At 66.8% G+C, this 17,314-nt stretch carries 17 protein-coding genes and 2 tRNA genes; 15 read left to right on the top strand and 4 right to left on the bottom strand.

The annotated features are described in order from the left end of the window. Window positions 1-326: 326 nt before the first annotated feature. Window positions 327-416: transfer RNA gene (locus AAFM92_02010), tRNA-Ser, on the bottom strand. Between the two features lie 280 nt (window positions 417-696). On the opposite strand from AAFM92_02010, the gene AAFM92_02005 reads away from it, so the two are divergent. Genes AAFM92_02005 through AAFM92_01975 form a run of 7 tightly spaced genes read left to right on the top strand, consistent with a single transcriptional unit; the run spans window position 697 to window position 7,181 of the window. Next, window positions 697-1,674 (top strand): SPOR domain-containing protein, encoded by a 978-nt coding sequence (locus AAFM92_02005; protein MEL7299134.1) that lies wholly within the window; start codon window positions 697-699, stop codon window positions 1,672-1,674. A 53-nt stretch (window positions 1,675-1,727) separates the two neighbouring features. Then, on the top strand, window positions 1,728-2,909 hold the full coding sequence (locus AAFM92_02000; protein ID MEL7299133.1) for a D-alanyl-D-alanine carboxypeptidase family protein: 1,182 nt from the start codon (window positions 1,728-1,730) through the stop codon (window positions 2,907-2,909). Next, window positions 2,906-3,529, top strand: coding sequence for a dTMP kinase (tmk, locus tag AAFM92_01995; GenBank protein MEL7299132.1), 624 nt, complete (start codon window positions 2,906-2,908; stop codon window positions 3,527-3,529). Before AAFM92_02000 ends, tmk begins: the two co-directional genes overlap by 4 nt. 11 nt (window positions 3,530-3,540) lie before the next feature. After that, window positions 3,541-4,656: a DNA polymerase III subunit delta' gene (locus tag AAFM92_01990; GenBank protein MEL7299131.1), complete on the top strand. Its 1,116-nt coding sequence runs from the start codon at window positions 3,541-3,543 to the stop codon at window positions 4,654-4,656. Between the two features lie 6 nt (window positions 4,657-4,662). After that, window positions 4,663-5,448, top strand: coding sequence for a TatD family hydrolase (locus AAFM92_01985; GenBank protein MEL7299130.1), 786 nt, complete (start codon window positions 4,663-4,665; stop codon window positions 5,446-5,448). After that, a complete protein-coding gene (locus tag AAFM92_01980) occupies window positions 5,445-6,233 on the top strand; it encodes an MBL fold metallo-hydrolase (protein MEL7299129.1) in 789 nt (262 codons plus the stop codon). Before AAFM92_01985 ends, AAFM92_01980 begins: the two co-directional genes overlap by 4 nt. Before the next feature lie 18 nt (window positions 6,234-6,251). After that, window positions 6,252-7,181 (top strand): AEC family transporter, encoded by a 930-nt coding sequence (locus AAFM92_01975; protein ID MEL7299128.1) that lies wholly within the window; start codon window positions 6,252-6,254, stop codon window positions 7,179-7,181. Here the strand turns inward: AAFM92_01975 and AAFM92_01970 are convergent. Together AAFM92_01970 and AAFM92_01965 are read right to left on the bottom strand one after the other, a co-directional pair. Continuing rightward, window positions 7,168-7,830, bottom strand: a complete 663-nt coding sequence (locus AAFM92_01970; GenBank protein MEL7299127.1) for a hypothetical protein — start codon at window positions 7,828-7,830, stop codon at window positions 7,168-7,170. The genes AAFM92_01975 and AAFM92_01970 overlap by 14 nt on opposite strands. Window positions 7,831-7,933: 103 nt before the next feature. Continuing rightward, window positions 7,934-8,020, bottom strand: a tRNA-Leu gene (locus AAFM92_01965). A 173-nt stretch (window positions 8,021-8,193) separates the two neighbouring features. Here AAFM92_01965 and lipB point away from each other — a divergent pair. The 7 genes from lipB to AAFM92_01930 all read left to right on the top strand — a co-directional run bounded on the left by lipB (window position 8,194) and on the right by AAFM92_01930 (window position 15,509). Further along, window positions 8,194-8,856, top strand: coding sequence for a lipoyl(octanoyl) transferase LipB (gene lipB, locus AAFM92_01960; protein MEL7299126.1), 663 nt, complete (start codon window positions 8,194-8,196; stop codon window positions 8,854-8,856). Between the two features lie 74 nt (window positions 8,857-8,930). Continuing rightward, on the top strand, window positions 8,931-10,664 hold the full coding sequence (locus AAFM92_01955; protein MEL7299125.1) for an AMP-binding protein: 1,734 nt from the start codon (window positions 8,931-8,933) through the stop codon (window positions 10,662-10,664). Between the two features lie 6 nt (window positions 10,665-10,670). Continuing rightward, window positions 10,671-11,552 (top strand): bile acid:sodium symporter, encoded by an 882-nt coding sequence (locus AAFM92_01950; GenBank protein MEL7299124.1) that lies wholly within the window; start codon window positions 10,671-10,673, stop codon window positions 11,550-11,552. A gap of 63 nt (window positions 11,553-11,615) precedes the next feature. Then, window positions 11,616-12,464, top strand: coding sequence for an MBL fold metallo-hydrolase (locus AAFM92_01945; protein MEL7299123.1), 849 nt, complete (start codon window positions 11,616-11,618; stop codon window positions 12,462-12,464). 126 nt (window positions 12,465-12,590) lie between these two features. Continuing rightward, entirely contained in the window at window positions 12,591-13,025 is a 435-nt protein-coding gene (locus tag AAFM92_01940) for a hypothetical protein (protein MEL7299122.1), read from the top strand. A gap of 227 nt (window positions 13,026-13,252) precedes the next feature. Further along, entirely contained in the window at window positions 13,253-14,929 is a 1,677-nt protein-coding gene (gene ctaD, locus AAFM92_01935) for a cytochrome c oxidase subunit I (protein MEL7299121.1), read from the top strand. A gap of 82 nt (window positions 14,930-15,011) precedes the next feature. Then, entirely contained in the window at window positions 15,012-15,509 is a 498-nt protein-coding gene (locus AAFM92_01930) for a DUF2244 domain-containing protein (GenBank protein ID MEL7299120.1), read from the top strand. A gap of 4 nt (window positions 15,510-15,513) precedes the next feature. On the opposite strand, the gene AAFM92_01925 is transcribed toward AAFM92_01930, so the two are convergent. Continuing rightward, window positions 15,514-15,972: a GatB/YqeY domain-containing protein gene (locus AAFM92_01925; GenBank protein ID MEL7299119.1), complete on the bottom strand. Its 459-nt coding sequence runs from the start codon at window positions 15,970-15,972 to the stop codon at window positions 15,514-15,516. 177 nt (window positions 15,973-16,149) lie between these two features. On the opposite strand from AAFM92_01925, the gene carA reads away from it, so the two are divergent. Next, window positions 16,150-17,313, top strand: coding sequence for a glutamine-hydrolyzing carbamoyl-phosphate synthase small subunit (gene carA / locus AAFM92_01920; protein ID MEL7299118.1), 1,164 nt, complete (start codon window positions 16,150-16,152; stop codon window positions 17,311-17,313). The last annotated feature ends 1 nt before the right edge of the window (window position 17,314 follow it).

Genomic DNA, 17,314 nt, shown 5'->3' with positions numbered 1-17,314 from the left:
GAGAGCGCCCCAACCGCTACTTCAACTAGAGGTTCCCACTCTTGCTGGCCGCTTTGCCACCGTTGCACGAAGCAATCGCGGCCAAGCAGCTTCCTGAAGACGAGTTGGGACCATTTTGAGCAGGGCACCCAAACAGAAGCACGACGTTCTCATCGAGTTCCGCGAGACTCAGTGCGCGTCAGACCGCCTTCAAAGCTCCACCTCGGCCCACGTAATGATGAGCAGAATGATCAGAAAAAAGCCGGCTCCGTGCCAATGCTGCTTCGACGTTCTTCTAAACGATCGAGCGCTTGTAGGTCGTTGCGCGTGGCAGGCAGGGTAAGACTTGGCGGAGGCTGTGGGATTCGAACCCACGGGACGCTCTCACGCCCAACGGTTTTCAAGACCGCCGCATTCGACCACTCTGCCAAACCTCCGGTGGCTTCCCGATAGCCTGCAGGCGGGACGGTGGCAATGAGCGGCGTCCCAGCCGCGGACATCTGCCCCGATCTCGGCCCCAAACTCGGCCTTGATCTCGACCCGGGCCGCGGCCCCTGCCCTCGTGCAGAGCCCCCGAACGCAAAGCTTTGCAAACGAGGCGGGATTCGCTATCTTCGCGTCAGACGGGGTCAACCCCGCATCGAGCAGCAGCGAGCGCCCGGGACAATCCGGGGCCGGAAACCAGTGCGGGGGCACCGCATGACGATGAGGCAAGCCATGACGGGACCTTTCTCCACCTCCTTGCGACTGCGCAGCAGCACACTCCTGGCGGGCATCGCCTGCCTGGCGCTCGCCGGGTGCGAGACGATGCCGGACTTTCTCAGCCCCGCCGAGGGCACCGGCGCCGAGGTGACACGCGCCGCGCAGACGACCACGCTCGTCGAGCGCGACGTGGAAGCGCCCGAGGTCTTCCAGGTCTCCGAAGCCGGCCTCTGGGACGGGCGCCCCTCGCTTGGCGGCGTCTGGGTCGCGCATCCCACCGTGGACGAGCCCGAGCGCGTCATCATCCGCAACGATGCCAATGGCTCCTTCGTGATCGGCGCGCTCTTCCGCAAGGAGCGCGAGACGCCGGGACCGGCGCTGCAGGTATCGTCTGATGCGGCCGAGGCGCTGGGTGTGCTGGCAGGCGCGCCCACCGTGCTCGACGTGACAGCGCTCCGCCGCGAGGAGATCGAGGAAGCCCTGCCCGGCTCTGACGGTGCGACGGATGCCGAGCCCGCCGTGGCCACGCTGCCCGACAGCGCGGATGTGGAGACAATGGAGCTCGACAGCGATCCCACGATCATGGCCGCAGCCGCAGCCATCGAGGCCGCGGCACCAGCGGCCCCCGCCAATCCGGAGCTCGTCGCCGCCGCTCCGGCACCGCAGCCCATGCCCGGCGCAGGCGCCATCACGCCCGCCGCCGCCGACACCACTCCGGCCCCCGCGCCGCGCCCCAGCACGGGCCGCCCGGCTTCCCCGCTCGAGAAGCCTTTCATCCAGATCGGCATCTTCTCGGTTGAGGGCAATGCGCGGCGAACCGCCGACCTCATGCGCTCCTCGGGCATCATTCCCACCGTCTATGACCAAGAAAGCAGGGGCAAACGCTTCTGGCGCGTTGTGGTCGGGCCGGTCAATACAACCGGAGATCGCGCCGAGGTCTTGAAAACCGTGAAATCCCTTGGTTTCACTGACGCATATTTCGTCACTAACTAGCGCGCCAGTTGGGCCCCACGCTCCGCATCGGGGCGCGCAAGGAGACATCCCCCATGTTCGCGCGCCTCGCACTTCTCTCAGCGCTCCTCGCCACGCCGCTCGCGGCTCAGACCTTCGACACGCGGGCCGAAGCCGCCTACGTGGTCGACCAGCGGACAGGCGCCGTCCTGCTCAGCAAGAACGCCGAGACCCCGCTCCCCCCCGCCTCCATGTCAAAGCTCATGACACTGCTGATGACCTTCGAGGCCATCCAGCGCGGCACGCTGGCGATCACGGACGAGCTGCCCGTCTCGACCTACGCGGCCAATCGCGGCGGCTCGACGATGTTTCTCGACAGCCGGGACCGGGTCAGCGTGGAGGATCTCATCCGCGGGATCATCGTGCTCTCGGGCAATGATGCCTGCATCGTCCTCGCCGAGGCGCTCAGCCCCGACGGCACCGAGGCAGGTTTTGCGCGGATGATGACCGCGCGCGCGCGAGAGCTTGGGATGGAGAATTCCACCTTCATGAACTCCACCGGCTGGCCCGCGGCAGGACACCTGATGTCGATGGAGGATCTCGCGATCCTCGCCAACCGGCTCATCCTCGACTTTCCCACCTTCTACCCGCTCTTCGCCGAACAGGAATTCGCGTTCGACGGACGCGCGCCCTCCAACACGCGCAACAGGAACCCCGTGCTGAGCCTCGGGATCGGCGCGGACGGGCTCAAGACCGGCCACACCCAGGAGGCGGGCTACGGGCTCACCGGTTCCGCCCGGCAGGGAGATCGGCGCATCATCTTCGTCGTCACCGGGCTCGAGACCCCCGGCCAGCGCGCCGAGGAGGCCGAGCGCATCGTGAACTGGGCGTTCCGGCAATTCTCGGAGACGGTCGTCGCCCCGGCGGGCACGCGGCTCGCCGAGGCGGAGGTCCACATGGGCGCGAGCCAGCGCGTGGGGCTGACGACGTCGGAGGACGTGGCCCTCCTCATCCCGACCATCGGCGCGGGCGACATCACGGCCCATGCCAGCTATGACAGCCCGCTAGAAGCCCCGATCATCGAAGGCGATATCGTGGGCGAGCTCGTGGTGGAGATCCCCGGCTTCCAGCCCATGCGGCGCCCCCTCATCGCGGCCGAGACCGTGGAGGTGGGGGGCTTCGTCCCGCGGCTTCGCACGGCCGCTGACGCGCTTCGCCGCCAGCTTCTCGAAGACGGGACAATCGGCGGCGCGGACGCCGCGGACCCGGCCTCTTGAGCGCCCGCAACGGTCTCTTCATCAGCTTCGAAGGGATCGACGGCTCCGGTAAATCCACGCAGGCCCGGGCGCTCGAGACCGCGCTCAAGGCGGAGGGCCGCGCTGTCACGCGCACGCGGGAGCCCGGCGGCTCCCCCGGTGCGGAGGAAATCCGCAGGCTTCTCGTGGAGGGGGATCCGGACCGCTGGAGCGCGGAGACGGAGCTCCTGCTCTTTACCGCCGCGCGCCGGGACCACCTCGAGACGCTCATCGGCCCAGCGCTGGAGCGTGGCGAGATCGTCATCACCGACCGCTTCGCGGATTCGACACGCGTCTACCAGGGCGCCACGCGGGGCGACCTGCGCAGCACGGTGGACAGCCTCCACGCCCTTATGATCGGCCGCGAGCCCGACATCACGCTCGTCATCGACATCGACCCCGCTGTTTCGCTGGAACGCGGGCTGGCGCGGGGCTCGGGCGAGGACCGTTTCGAGGAGTTCGGCCTGCCCTTCCAGCAAAAGCTCCGCGCGGGCTTCCTCGCGCTGGCCGAGACGGAGGCGCGCTGTCACCTCGTGGATGGTAACCGCAGCGCCGAGGCGATTGCAGAGGATGTGCTGGCCCTGATACGCCCCGCCCTATGAGGCCCGTGGATATCCCCGCCGAAGAGGCGCCGCCCGAACCGGACAAGCTCGACGCCGCGCCGCATCCGCGCGAGGCCGCCGCCCTCTACGGGCAGGCGGCGGCGGAAGCGGCGTTTCTCGAGGCCTTCATCACGGGCCGGCTCCACCACGGCTGGATGCTCACCGGCCCGAAGGGCATCGGCAAGGCCACCCTCGCCTGGCGCATCGCGCGCTTTCTCCTCGCCACGCCGCCCCAAGACGACGGTGGCCTCTTCGGCGCGCCCCCGCCGCCCGAAAGCCTCGAGATCGGCCCCGAGCACCCGGTCGCGCGGCGCATCCTTGCGCGCGCGGAGCCTGGGCTCTTCTCGCTCACCCGCTCGGCGGTGGAGAGCACGGGGCGCATGAGCCGCGAAATCCGCATCGACGACGTGCGCCGCCTGCGCGGCTTCTTTTCCATGTCGGCAAGCGATGGCGGGCGTCGGGTCGTGATCGTGGACGCTGCCGATGAGATGAACATCTCGGCAGCCAACGCCATCCTCAAGCTCCTCGAGGAGCCACCGAAGGACGCCACGCTCCTCCTCGTCACGCACCAGCCGACCCGGCTTCTGCCGACCATCCGCTCGCGCTGCCGGGTGCTGCCCTGCCAGCCGCTCTCGCCCGCCGATCTCGGCTCCGCCCTCACGCAGGCAGGCCTCGCGCCGGAGAACCCGGACGCGCTCACCGCGCTGGCGGATGGCTCCGTCGGTGCCGCTGTCCGGCTCGAGACCGAGGGGGGACCGGCGCTCTACGCGGCGCTCCTCGCGCTGCTGGGGACCCTGCCCCGCATGGACCGCGCCGCGCTGGCCAAGCTCTCGGGCGCCATGGCGGGCACGGGCGGGCAAGACCAGCTCGCGCTCACGCTCGATCTCCTCGACATCCTGCTCGCCCGTCTCGCGCGCACCGGGCTCCTCGGCGCGCCGCAGCCCGAGGCCGCCCCGCGGGAGGCCGAGACGCTGCGCGCGCTCAGCCCCGATGCCCGCGCCGCGCGCCGCTGGGCCGAGCTCGCCGCCCGGCTCACCACGCGGGCCCGGCAAGGCGCGGCGGTCAACCTTGACCCCCAGTCGCTCATCTTCGATACGATGCTCAAAATCGAGACCGAGGCAGCCTGAGCCCTGATGGAACCCCAAATCGTCGACAGTCACTGCCACCTCGATTTCCCGGATTTCGAGGGTCAGGTGCCGGAGCTCGTCGCCCGCGCGGCGGCGGCGGGCGTGACGCGCATGGTCACGATCTGCACGCGGCTGAGGCTCGAGCCGCAGGTGCGCGCCATCGCGGACGCCCATGCAGGCGTCTTCTACGCAGCGGGCACCCACCCGATGCACGCCGCCGAGGAGCCCATGGCCAGCGTGGACGCGCTACTCGCGCTCGCCCAGCATCCGAAATTCGTGGGCATCGGCGAGACCGGCCTCGATTACCACTACACCTCCGAGAGCGCCGCCGTGCAGCAGGAAAGCCTGCGCATCCACATCACCGCCGCGCGCGAGAGCGGACTGCCCCTCATCATCCATGCCCGCGCCGCCGATGACGACATGGCGCGCATCCTCTCCGAGGAGCATGCCGCGGGTGCCTATAGCTGCGTGATGCACTGCTTTTCCTCGGGGGCGGCGCTGGCGCGTACGGCACTCGATCTGGGCTTTTACCTCTCGATGTCGGGCATCGCTGCCTTCCCGAAGAGCCAAGAACTGCGCGATATCTTTGCCGCCGCGCCGGTGGAGCGCATCCTGACAGAGACCGATGCGCCCTACCTCGCGCCCCCGCCCTATCGCGGCAAGCGCAACGAGCCGGCCTACACGGCCCATACCGCCCGCGTGGGGGCCGAGGTCTTCGGCATGGATTACGCCGATTTCGCCGCGCAGACCTCCGCCAATTTCGACCGCCTCTTTGCGAAAGCTGCCGCATGAGGCGCTTCACGATCCTGGGATGCGGCTCCTCGGGCGGCGTACCGCGCCTCGGCAATCAATGGGGCGCCTGCGACCCGGATAACCCGAAGAATCGGCGCCGCCGATGCTCGCTCCTCATCGAGCAGGAGGGCCCGGGCGGGACGACGAGCGTCCTGATCGACACGTCCCCTGACATGCGCGAGCAGCTCCTCGATGCGGGCACCGCGCGTCTCGACGCGGTCGTCTACACCCATTCCCATGCCGACCATGTCCACGGGATCGACGACCTGCGCATGATCGTCTTCAACATGCGCGCGCGGCTGCCCGTCTACGCCGACGCCGCCACCGAAGCGGATCTGCGCCAGCGCTTCGGCTACGCCTTCGAACAGCCGCCGGGGAGCGATTATCCCCCGATCCTCGACGTGAACCCTTTCGAGGGCCCGATCGAGATCAGCGGGCCCGGCGGAACGATCGACATCGCGCCTTTCGACGTGGAGCACGGCTCCATCATCGCCAAGGGCATCCGCTCTGGCGACGTGGCCTACCTGCCCGACGTCTCCGAGATCCCGGAGGCCTCTTGGGCCGCGCTCTCGGGCCTCGACACGTGGATCGTGGACGCGCTGCGCCTCACACCCCATCCGAGCCACAGCCATCTCGACAAGACCCTCGCCTGGATCGAGCGGGTCGCCCCGCGGCAGGCGGTCATCACCAACATGCACATCGATCTGGACTACGCCGCCACCGACGCGGCCACACCGGGCCATGTCATCCCCGCCCATGACGGTCTGACCATTGAGCGGCCCTGAGGGGCATCGGGGCGCGCCGTGAACGCGCTCCTCGATGTCATCGTGCCGGTCTTCATCGTCATCGGCGCGGGCTACCTCGCGGTCTGGCGGGGCTATTTCTCGGACGCCGCTGTCGACACGCTCACGCTCTTTGCCCAGCGCTTCGCGATCCCGGTCCTGCTGTTTCAGGCCATCTCGGGGCTCGACCTCTCGCAGGTGCTGTCCTGGCCGCTCCTTTTGAGCTTCTACATCGGGGCGTTCACGGGCTTCTCGGCGGGCCTCTTCGGGGCGCGCTTCCTCTTCGGCCGCCCCTGGGAAGACAGCGTTGCCATCGGCTTCGTCGGGCTTTTCTCGAATTCCGTCCTCCTCGGCCTGCCCATTACGGAGCGGGCCTACGGCGCGGACGTCCTGTCCTTCACTTACGCGATCATCGCCTTCCACGCGCCGTTTTGCTACGCGCTGGGGATCACGGTCATGGAGATCGTGCGCGCCGAAGGCAAAGGACCGCTCGGCATCGCGCGGGCCGCGGCGAACGCGATGTTCCGCAACGCGCTCATCGTGGCCATTGCGGCGGGCTTCGTGGTCAATCTCACCGGGCTCCCCCTGCCCGGGCCGGTGGCCGACGCCGTGGAGATCGTGAGCGTGGCTGCGCTCCCCACAGCACTCTTCGGGCTGGGCGGGGTCCTCGTCCGCTACCGCCCGGACGGCGAGCTCCGCATCGTCTTCTATCTCTGCGCGGTCTCGCTCGTGCTCCATCCCGCGCTGGCCTTCGCGCTGGGGACGGTCTTCGGCCTCACCCAGGACGCGATCCGCGCCGCCGTCCTCACCGGGGCCATGGCACCGGGGGTCAACAGCTTCATCTTCGCGAGCATGTACGGGGTGGGCAAACGCGTGGCCGCCACGACGGTGCTCCTCGCCACCGCGTTCTCGATCCTGAGCGTCTGGCTCTGGCTTCTCATCCTCGGCTGAGCGCGTCCTCGAGGGCAGGAAGGAAACGCGCGTCAAGGCCCAGATCAGCCACGCTCACGGTCACCCCCGCTACCACGCGGCGCCCCAGCCCGGCATCGGCGTAGAGCGCGTTGATCGCCTCCTCGAAGGCCGCGTCGTCTGCGCGCGTGAGAAACATCGCCTGCCCGAGCACGGCCCAGTCGCCGCCCGGGATGGGCGACATGCGCAGCGCCGTTCCCGCGAATTTGAGCCCGTCCACGGTGACGTTGAAGGCCCCGTCGCAATAGCTCCCCTCCACAGCCCCGGTGCCCGCGGTGACGCCGCAGGCGGCGAGAGCCGCGATGAGCGGCGCGCAGATCGCGGCATAGGCCTCCTCGATGGCATTGGCCGCCTTGGCACTTTGCCGGAAGGCGAGGCCCATGCTCACGACGCCTGGGCCCTGGGGCGTCACGTCGCCGCCCGTGCTGCGGAAATGGCAGGGCCAGCCCCGCGCCTCGGTGGCCGCAAGCCCGGCCCGCAGCCGCCCCGACATGGCGCGCGGTGCCACAAGACACCGCGCCTCGGCCTCCCAGAGAAGCGCCGCGCCCGGGGAGGCTTCGGCCTTCACCTCGGCGGCGGCGGCCGTTTCACGGGCGAACGCATCGTGCAGGGGAAGGGTCAGGAGCGCCATGGCGCTTGTCTGGAGCGTATGACCGGGCGGCGCAAGCTGGTCCGTTTGGAGAACGAGTGCCCTGTGGCGGCGGGCCCGTCTCTGCCGTGCGGCAAGGGCCAAATGGTGCGGTTGAGAGGACTCGAACCTCCACGGGAGTTACCCCACAGCGACCTCAACGCTGCGCGTCTACCAGTTCCGCCACAACCGCACGCTAACTGGTAGCGCGGCGTTTAGCGAAGGCCCCCGGTCGCCACAAGAGCATTTTTGCGCTTCCCGCGTGGAAGACCGCGAAAAAGGATTTCCTGCCTCGGGGCGCGTGCCGGGCCGCCTGCGCCATGGCGTGCCCTTCCGCTCGCGGCGCCCCGCTGTTAGGCCACCCCCATGGTCGAATGGCGCATCTCAGACAGGCTCGTCCCCTACGAGGAGGCGCTCGCCGTCATGGAAGAGCGGCAGGTCGCCGTGCGTGACGGCCGCGCCGATGAACTCGTCTGGTTTCTGGAGCATCCACCGCTCTATACCGCCGGCACTTCCGCGGATCCCAAGGACCTGCGGGAGCCGGACCGCTTCCCCGTCCACGCCGTCCATCGCGGTGGACAATACACTTATCACGGGCCCGGACAGCGCGTGGTCTACCTGATGCTCGACGTGGCCGCGCGGGGCCGCGACGTGCGCCGCTTCGTGGAAGGGCTCGAGGCCTGGGTCGTGGACACGCTCGCGGAGTTCAACCTCGTGGGCCATATCCGCCCGGGCCGGGTCGGGGTCTGGATCGAACGGCCCGACAAGCCCCCTCTCTTCGATGGGCGCCCCGCGGAAGACAAGATCGCTGCCATCGGCATCAAGATGCGCCGCTGGGTAAGCGCCCACGGCATCTCGATCAATGTGGAGCCAGATCTGGCGCATTTCGACGGGATCGTGCCCTGCGGCATCGCCGAACACGGGGTCACGAGCCTTGTCGATCTCGGCCTGCCCGTGACGATGGCCGACCTCGACGCGGCCCTCATGAAGACCTTCGAGCGTGCCCTTCCTGCCTCTGCCGCAGCGTAAATTCCAAGCCACATTCCCCGGGCGCGGGCGGTGCTATAAAACCCCCGCAACAAAAATGAAAAACGGGGAGAACAATGGGGACCACCGCCAAGCCTTGGACGTCCTATTACGGGCCCGGTGTCCGAACGGATATCGACGCGGCCTCCTACCGAAATCTGGCTGATCTGATCAGCTCCGCCTCCGACACCTACGGCAAGGCCAAGGCCTTCACGGCCTGCCTGCCCAACGGGATGAACGGATCGCTGAGCTTCCGCCAGATCGATGCGATGTCGGATGCCTTCGCCGTTTACCTGCGCGAGGTGGCGGGGCTCTCGGCGGGCGACAGGGTCGCCGTGCAGATGCCCAATTGCCTGAGCTTCCCCGTGGCGGCTTTCGGCATCTTCAAGGCAGGCTGCGTGCTGGTGAACGTCAATCCTCTCTACACCACTGAGGAGATGGCCAAGCAGTTCGAGGATGCCGAGCCCCACGCGCTCGTCATCATGGACCTCTTCGCCGACAAGATCCCCGGCGCCACGAAAGGCCACCCGATCCCCAACGTCATCGTCACCCGCGTGGCCGAGTTCTTCCCCGCCGCGCCGCGCGGCATCGTGGGCCTCGTGCAGCGTTACTGGGATCGCTCGATCCCCGAAATCACGGTGGCCCACATCCGGCTGCCAGCCGCCCTCGCCGCGGGCCGCGCGATCATCAAGGAAGGTCGCGTGGAGGCTCACGCCTACCATCAATCCGTCGCGCTCGAAGATCTCGCCGTGCTGCAATATACCGGCGGCACCACCGGAGTCGCCAAGGGCGCCATGCTCACCCACGGCAACCTCATTTTCAACATGGAGCAATCCATGGAGCTGCTGGCGGGCGACATGGAGAAGGGCAAAGAGATCATCCTCACCGCGCTGCCGCTCTACCACATCTTCGCCTTCACGGTGAACATGCTGGCCTTCTACTGGCTGGGCGCGCGCAACATCCTCATTCCCAATCCGCGCCCGCTTTCGAACCTCAAGAGGGCCTTCGAGAACTACAAGATCACCTGGATGAGCGGCGTGAACACGCTCTTCAACGGGCTGACCAACGAGGTCTGGTTCCAGGACACGCCGCCCAAGCACCTGAAATTCGCGGGCGCGGGCGGCATGGCCTTGCAATCCTCGGTCGCCAAGCGCTGGGAGGAGGTGACGGGCACCGAGGTCGTGCAAGGCTACGGCCTCACCGAGACCTCGCCGGTCCTGACCTTCGAGCCGTTCGGCAAGGCACGCGAGGGCACGATCGGCGTGCCGGTGCCCTCCACCGACGTCGTGCTCATGGATGAAGAGGGAAAGCCCGCAGCCAAGGGCGAACGCGGCGAGATAGCCGCCAAGGGCCCCCAGATCATGAAGGGCTACTGGAGAAAGCCCGAGGAGACCGCCAAGGTCATGGTGGGAGACTACTTCCTCACCGGCGATATCGGCACCATGGACGAGGACGGCTATTTCCGCATCGTCGACCGAAAGAAAGACATGGTCGTCGTCTCCGGCTTCAACGTCTACCCCAACGAGGTGGAAGACGTGCTCGCCGCCCATCCCGGCATCCTCGAGGCCGCCGTCATCGGCGTGCCGGACGGGGCCACGGGCGAGGCCGTGAAGGCATTTCTCGTCGCCTCCGACAAGGGCCTCACGCAAGACGCCATCCGCACTTACTGCAAGGAGCACCTCACCTCCTACAAGGTGCCCCGCATCGTGGAATTCCGCGATGAGCTGCCGAAATCCAATGTCGGCAAGATCCTGAGAAAAGACCTGCGCGCCGAGGAACTCGCCCGCGCCGCCAATATCGCCGCGGAGTGACGCAAGATGGTCGATGAAACAACACAGACCCTGCTGGGGATCATGGTAGGCGTCATCATGCTGGGCCTCGGTGCCTCGCTCACCCCGCGGGATTTTCTCCTCGCACTGAAGCGCCCGCAGGGCCTCCTTATCGGGGTGGCCTCGCAATACGGGATCATGCCGCTTCTGGGCTTCCTCTTCGTGACCTTCCTCGTGGTGCCGGAATCGATCGCTCTCGGCATCCTGCTCATGGCCTGTATGCCGGGCGGGACGACATCGAACGTCTTCACCTATTTCTCTAAGGGCAACCTCGCGCTTTCGCTCCTGATGACGGTGACCTCGACGGCCACGGGGATCTTCCTCATCCCCATCGTGCTGCTGATCTACGCGGCCGCGCTCGATATCGAGATCCCGCGCGAGGATATCATCTCCGTCCTCGCCGTTCTCCTCGTGCCCGTGGCGCTGGGGATGACCATCCGCAAGCTCAACGCCAATGTGGGCGCGGTGATGGAATTCTGCGGCTCCATGCTGGGCGCGTTCTTCATCATCTTCATCGCGGCGACGTGGATCCCGCAGAACTGGCAGTTCCTGCTGGGGACGAGCGCGGCGACCTACACGGCCGCCATTGGCCTCGGCGTGGTGGGGATAACGCTGGGTTACGTCTTCGCCACGGCGCTCCGGCTCCACCCGAGGAACGCGCGGACCGTGGCGCTGGAGACAGGCATCCAGAACGGCCCGCTCGCCATCGCCATTGTCGTCTTCACCTTTCCGCCCGAGGAGCAGCAGGCGATCATGGCTGTGCCCGCGCTCTACTCGCTCTTCATCGTGATGGTCTCGACGGCGGTCACCTTCATTTTCCGGCGTGCCAATACCGCGGCGGAGCAAAAGATGCCCGATAGCCTCCTATAGGCTGTGGCAAGATGCGGGGGCTCACGGGTGTGAGGGCCCCCGCATCACATCGAAAGGGGCACCATGCTCTGCAGGATCGGTGAGGTCGAGGTCTGGCGGCTTTTGGATATCCTCGGGCCGTTCCTCGCGCCCGAAGAGCTCTTTCCCAATGCGGGGCCGGACGTGGCGCGCCTCATCGAGGAGGACGCGCCCGGCAGTATCTGCCCCGAAACAGGGCGTCTCATCCTCCCTGTTCAGGGCTTCCTGCTCAAGACGCCGACGGCCAACGTCCTCGTGGATAGCTGCGTGGGCAACGACAAGGACCTGCCGCGCCTCCCCGCCTGGCACAAGCGCGCCGATGACCGCTTCCTTTCAGCGCTCACAGCCGCGGGCCTTGCCCCGGGCGATGTCGATTACGTGCTCTGCACCCATCTCCATGCCGATCACGTGGGGTGGAACACGCGGCTGGTCGACGGGCGGTGGATCCCCACCTTTCCCAATGCGCGCTACCTGATGCCGGAGGCCGACGAGGCCCATCATCGCGAGAGCGGGAGCAGCCTCTACACCGAGAGCGTGCTACCGGTCATCGCCGCGGGCCAGGCGGAGCTCGTCTCCGGGCCCCACGCGCTCGGCGCGGAGATCACACTGCACCCCGCGCCGGGGCACACGGCAGGGCATTGCGCGATCCTTGTCCGGAGCGGCGGGCGCGAAGCGCTCATCACGGGCGACGCGCTGCATTCCACCGCCCAGTGCCGCCACCCGCACTGGCACTTCAAGTTCGACAGCGACCCGGAGAAAGCCGAAGCCACCCGCAAGACGCTGCTGGCCGAGACGGCGGAGGCGAGACGCCTCGTCCTCGGCAGCCACTTCACGCTGCCCTCGCTCGGTCATGTGGAGGCCAAGGGCGACGTCTTCCGCTGGAAACCGCTTTAGGCGGGGCCCAGCGGCCACGATCTCGCCGCACCAGGGCGGCAATTTGGCCCTGCTCTCCACCTAGCGTTGCGCCGGCCGGTGGACGCAGGAGCCCCCGCGCCCGCCGCAAGCAGCATTGGAGCAGGCATGTTCGGACCCGTCGTCGTGACCGTACTGGTCGTATTCATTCTCGATATGTTTTTTCCGACCATGGAGATCACCGTCTCGGGCTTCACGGTGCAGGCCTCATACCTCTTCGTGCTCTTCATGGGCGGCCTCTGCGGCGGTGCGCGCTTTGTCTACCTTCGAGCCCGCCCCATGGAGATCGGGGAAAAGGTCTACGCCGTTGTCCTCGCCTATCTCCTCGTGACCCTCATCCCGCTCGCGATCTTCGCCCTCTTCGTCTACATCGCGCGTGACGAGCCCTCCGTGGCCCGACTCTTCGAGATCGACACCACCGCGGGGGACTGGATAGGCTTTCTCGTCGGGTATGTGGGGGTGGATATCGTGCCCAACCTCGTGACCCTTTACATCGCGATGTCGCTGCCGAAGCTCGTCTCCCCCGCCCGTCACTACAGCTAGGCGGCAGGGCCAAAGACAGTCGCGGGGACAGTCGCGGCGACAGACGCTCGACTTACGGGAAACGTCTCGCGCTTTTCTGGGCGGCAGTCCGCGCGGAAACTGCGCGGTTCTGCCGCGCTTGAGGCGGAACGCCGCGTTGCGTGCCACAGCATACAGCCGCTAGAGGTGTCTTGACGAAGTTGGGTCGCGCCCTAGCGAACCCATCCGTAAGAATCGAGGGAACACGAATGGCAGACGCAGCCGTCCACGGACACGAGCACGAAGACACGCGGGGCTTCTTCACCCGCTGGTTCATGTCCACCAATCACAAAGACATCGGCATTCTCTACCTGCTGGTGGGCGGCCTGACGGGTTTCATCTCCGTCGCCTTCACCGTCTACATGCGCCTGGAGCTCATGGATCCCGGCGTGCAGTACATGTGCATGGAGGGGGCTCGGTTCTTCTCCGCGGCATCCATCGAGAATTGCACGCCCAACGGCCACCTCTGGAATGTCATCATCACGGCCCACGGGATCCTGATGATGTTCTTTGTCGTGATCCCCGCGCTGTTCGGCGGATTTGGCAACTATTTCATGCCCTTGCAGATCGGTGCGCCGGACATGGCGTTCCCGCGGCTCAACAACCTGTCCTTCTGGATGTATGTCGCGGGCACCTCGCTCGCCGTGGCCTCGGTCTTTGCGCCGGGCGGCAATGACCAGGCGGGTTCGGGCGTGGGCTGGGTGCTCTACCCGCCGCTTTCGGTGAACGAGGGCGGCATGTCCATGGATCTCGCGATCTTCGCCGTGCACCTCTCGGGCGCGTCGTCGATCCTCGGCGCCATCAACATGATCACGACCTTCCTGAACATGCGCGCGCCGGGCATGACACTCTTCAAGGTGCCGCTCTTCGCGTGGTCGATCTTCATCACCTCGTGGCTGATCCTCCTCGCGCTTCCCGTGCTTGCTGGCGCCATCACGATGCTGCTCACGGACCGGAATTTCGGCACGACGTTCTTTGACCCCTCGGGCGGCGGCGACCCGGTGCTCTACCAGCATATCCTGTGGTTCTTCGGGCACCCTGAAGTCTACATCGTCATCCTGCCGGGCTTTGGCATCATCTCCCACGTGATCGCCACGTTCAGCCGCAAGCCTGTCTTCGGCTACCTGCCCATGGTCTGGGCGCTCGTGGCCATCGGCGTGCTCGGCTTCGTCGTCTGGGCGCACCACATGTACACGGTGGGCATGAGCCTCACGCAGCAATCCTACTTCATGCTGGCGACGATGGTGATCGCGGTGCCCACGGGCGTGAAGATCTTCTCCTGGATCGCGACGATGTGGGGCGGCTCCATCGAGTTCAAGACACCCATGGTCTTTGCCATCGGCTTCGTCTTCATGTTCACGGTGGGCGGCGTCACGGGCATCGTGCTCAGCCAGGCGGGCGTGGACCGCGCCTATCACGACACCTACTACGTCGTGGCGCATTTCCACTACGTCATGGCCATCGGTGCGGCCTTCGCCATCTTCGCGGGCTGCTACTTCTACGTGCCCAAGATGTCGGGCCGGATGTATCCGGAATGGGCCGGTCACCTGCATTTCTGGATGTTCTTCATCGGCACCAACCTGACCTTCTTCCCGCAGCACTTCCTCGGGCGTCAGGGCATGCCGCGCCGCTACATCGACTACCCGGAGGCCTTCGCCTACTGGAACTGGTGGTCCTCCATGGGCGCGTTCCTGAGCTTTGCCTCGTTCCTCTTCTTCATCGGGATCATGGCATACACCGTCTTTGCCGGCCGCCGCGTGACCGAGAACAACCCGTGGAACGAATGGGCAGACACGCTCGAGTGGACGCTGCCCTCTCCGCCGCCGGAGCACACCTTCGAGACGCTCCCGAAGCAATCGGATTGGGACAAGGGCCACGCGCACTGAGCTCTCAAAACAAGGCCCGGGGCGCGACCATGCCCCGGGCCTTTTTCATTCAACACCTTGCCGGCCTCGCGAGGCCTGATCGATGCCCTACCGCTGGTCCCACACCGCCCCCGACACCGAAGAGCTCGAGCTCTGGCCGCACCGCTCGCTGACAAAGCGCGGCTTCGTGTGGTTCATGGCGGCGACGATGGTGCTCTGGTCGGTGCCGCTCCTCTCGGTGCTGGGCACAGCAGCGCTTTGGTGGATGCTGCCTTTCATCCTGCTGACAATCGGCGCGCTCTGGCTGCTGGTGAAACGCAACTACCGCGACGGCGACATGTCAGAGCGGCTCTCGATCACCCATGACGACTGCCACCTGCACCGGGAAAACCCGCGCGGCCCCGCGCAGGACTGGCACTGCAACACGCACTGGGTCAGCGTCCAGATGCACGAGACGAACCCGCAGGTCCCACACTACGTGACCCTGCGCGGTGCGGGACGGGAGGTCGAGATCGGGGCCTTCCTCAGCGAGGACGAGCGCCTGACGCTCTTCGACGATCTTCAGCTGAGGCTGGCAGCGGCGAAGACGCTCGCGCCGTGAGCGCCTAACCGAGCTTGGCTTTCACGAGCGGGCCCACTTTGCCGAAATCCATCCGACCGGTGAACTTCGATTTGAGCGCGCCCATCACGGGGCCCATGTCGCGCAGGCTTTCCGCGCCCACCTCTTCGATGGCCTCGGATATGGCGGCCTCGGTCTCCGCCTCGTCGAGCTGGCGCGGCAGGTAATCCTCGATGATGCCGATCTCCTGCAGCTCCTGCTCGGCAAGCTCGATGCGACCGCCCTCCTCGTAGACCCGCGCGCTCTCCTGGCGCTGCTTTACCATCTTGCCGAGGAGAGCGAGGATCTCGTCCTCGCCCACCTGCTCGCCACGGCCTTCGGAGCGGGCGACGATGTCCTTTTCCTTGAGGGCGGCGTTGATGAGCCGGAGCGTGCTCAAGCGCTGGCTGTCCTTGGCTTTCATGGCGTCTTTGACGCCGTCACTGAGCCGGGAGCGCAGGTCCATGGGTCTATCCTTCGATGCGGGTTGCTCGAGGCCGGAACATAGGGGTCTGGGCCGCGTAAAACAACGCAAGCGGCACCTTGACCCCACCGCGCCTCTTTTCTACTCCCGTCCAAGTTTGCCCGCGGCGCGCCTCGCCCCCTGCCCGAGCGCGTGCGCCCCGCGAGACAGGAGCGCCCGATGTCCACACCCGCAAAGCCCACCGCCTGCCTCGTCCTCGCCGACGGCACGATCTTCTACGGCCAGGGCTTCGGCGCCACGGGCCAGACCGAGGCCGAGCTCTGCTTCAACACCGCCATGACCGGCTACCAGGAGATCATGACCGACCCCTCCTATGCGGGCCAGATCGTGACCTTCACCTTCCCCCATATCGGCAATGTCGGCGTGAACCCCGACGATGACGAGACCGCCGATCCGGTGGCAGCCGGCATGGTCGTGAAATGGGATGTGACCGACCCGTCGAACTGGCGCGCCGCCGAAAGGCTCGATGCCTGGCTCGCCAAGCGGGGCCGGATCGGCGTCGGCGGGGTGGACACCCGCCGCCTTACCCGCGCCATCCGGAACCAGGGCGCGCCCCACGTCGCCATGGCCCATGATCCAGACGGTGAGTTCGATATCGAGGCGCTGCTCAAGGCCGCCCGCGCCTTTCCCGGGCTCGAGGGCCGCGACCTCGCCAAGGACGTCACCTGCGCGCAATCCTACCGCTGGGAAGAGATGCGCTGGGCCTGGCCCGAGGGCTATGCCCGCGTCGCCGACCCTAAGCACAAGGTCGTCGCCATCGATTACGGCGCCAAGCGCAATATCCTGCGTTGCCTCGCCTCCGCGGGCTGTGACGTGACGGTGCTGCCAGCGACGGCCACCGCCGAAGACGTGCTCGCGCTCGAACCCGATGGCCTTTTCCTGTCGAACGGCCCCGGAGACCCCGCGGCGACGGGCGTCTATGCCGTGCCGATGATCCAGCAGGTGATGGAGGCCTCCGACATGCCGGTCTTCGGCATCTGCCTCGGGCACCAGATGCTCGCGCTGGCCCTCGGCGCGAAGACCATCAAGATGAACCACGGCCATCACGGCGCGAACCATCCCGTGAAGGATATCGAAACCGGAAAGGTTGAGATTACGAGCATGAACCACGGCTTCACCGTGGACAGCCAGACCCTTCCCGAGGGGGTGATGGAAACCCATGTGAGCCTCTTCGACGGATCGAATTGCGGGATCCGGGTGAAGGATCGCCCGATCTACTCCGTGCAGTACCATCCCGAGGCTTCTCCCGGGCCGCAGGACAGCTTCTACCTTTTCGAGCGCTTTGCGGCTGCCATGGATGGCGCGGACGCCTTCGCCCGCTAAC

The organism is Pseudomonadota bacterium (genome assembly GCA_038533575.1).
GTDB lineage: Bacteria > Pseudomonadota > Alphaproteobacteria > Rhodobacterales > Rhodobacteraceae > Shimia_B.
This window is presented reverse-complemented; position numbering and strand designations above follow the sequence as displayed.

Coding starts and splice junctions, on each gene's coding strand:
- AAFM92_02005 (MEL7299134.1), top strand. CDS start 697: ATGACGGGACCTTTCTCCACCTCCTTGCGACTGCGCAGCAGCACACTC.
- AAFM92_02000 (MEL7299133.1), top strand. CDS start 1,728: ATGTTCGCGCGCCTCGCACTTCTCTCAGCGCTCCTCGCCACGCCGCTC.
- AAFM92_01985 (MEL7299130.1), top strand. CDS start 4,663: ATGGAACCCCAAATCGTCGACAGTCACTGCCACCTCGATTTCCCGGAT.
- AAFM92_01980 (MEL7299129.1), top strand. CDS start 5,445: ATGAGGCGCTTCACGATCCTGGGATGCGGCTCCTCGGGCGGCGTACCG.
- AAFM92_01970 (MEL7299127.1), bottom strand. CDS start 7,830: ATGGCGCTCCTGACCCTTCCCCTGCACGATGCGTTCGCCCGTGAAACG.
- lipB (MEL7299126.1), top strand. CDS start 8,194: ATGGTCGAATGGCGCATCTCAGACAGGCTCGTCCCCTACGAGGAGGCG.
- AAFM92_01955 (MEL7299125.1), top strand. CDS start 8,931: ATGGGGACCACCGCCAAGCCTTGGACGTCCTATTACGGGCCCGGTGTC.
- AAFM92_01950 (MEL7299124.1), top strand. CDS start 10,671: ATGGTCGATGAAACAACACAGACCCTGCTGGGGATCATGGTAGGCGTC.
- AAFM92_01945 (MEL7299123.1), top strand. CDS start 11,616: ATGCTCTGCAGGATCGGTGAGGTCGAGGTCTGGCGGCTTTTGGATATC.
- AAFM92_01940 (MEL7299122.1), top strand. CDS start 12,591: ATGTTCGGACCCGTCGTCGTGACCGTACTGGTCGTATTCATTCTCGAT.
- ctaD (MEL7299121.1), top strand. CDS start 13,253: ATGGCAGACGCAGCCGTCCACGGACACGAGCACGAAGACACGCGGGGC.
- AAFM92_01930 (MEL7299120.1), top strand. CDS start 15,012: ATGCCCTACCGCTGGTCCCACACCGCCCCCGACACCGAAGAGCTCGAG.
- AAFM92_01925 (MEL7299119.1), bottom strand. CDS start 15,972: ATGGACCTGCGCTCCCGGCTCAGTGACGGCGTCAAAGACGCCATGAAA.
- carA (MEL7299118.1), top strand. CDS start 16,150: ATGTCCACACCCGCAAAGCCCACCGCCTGCCTCGTCCTCGCCGACGGC.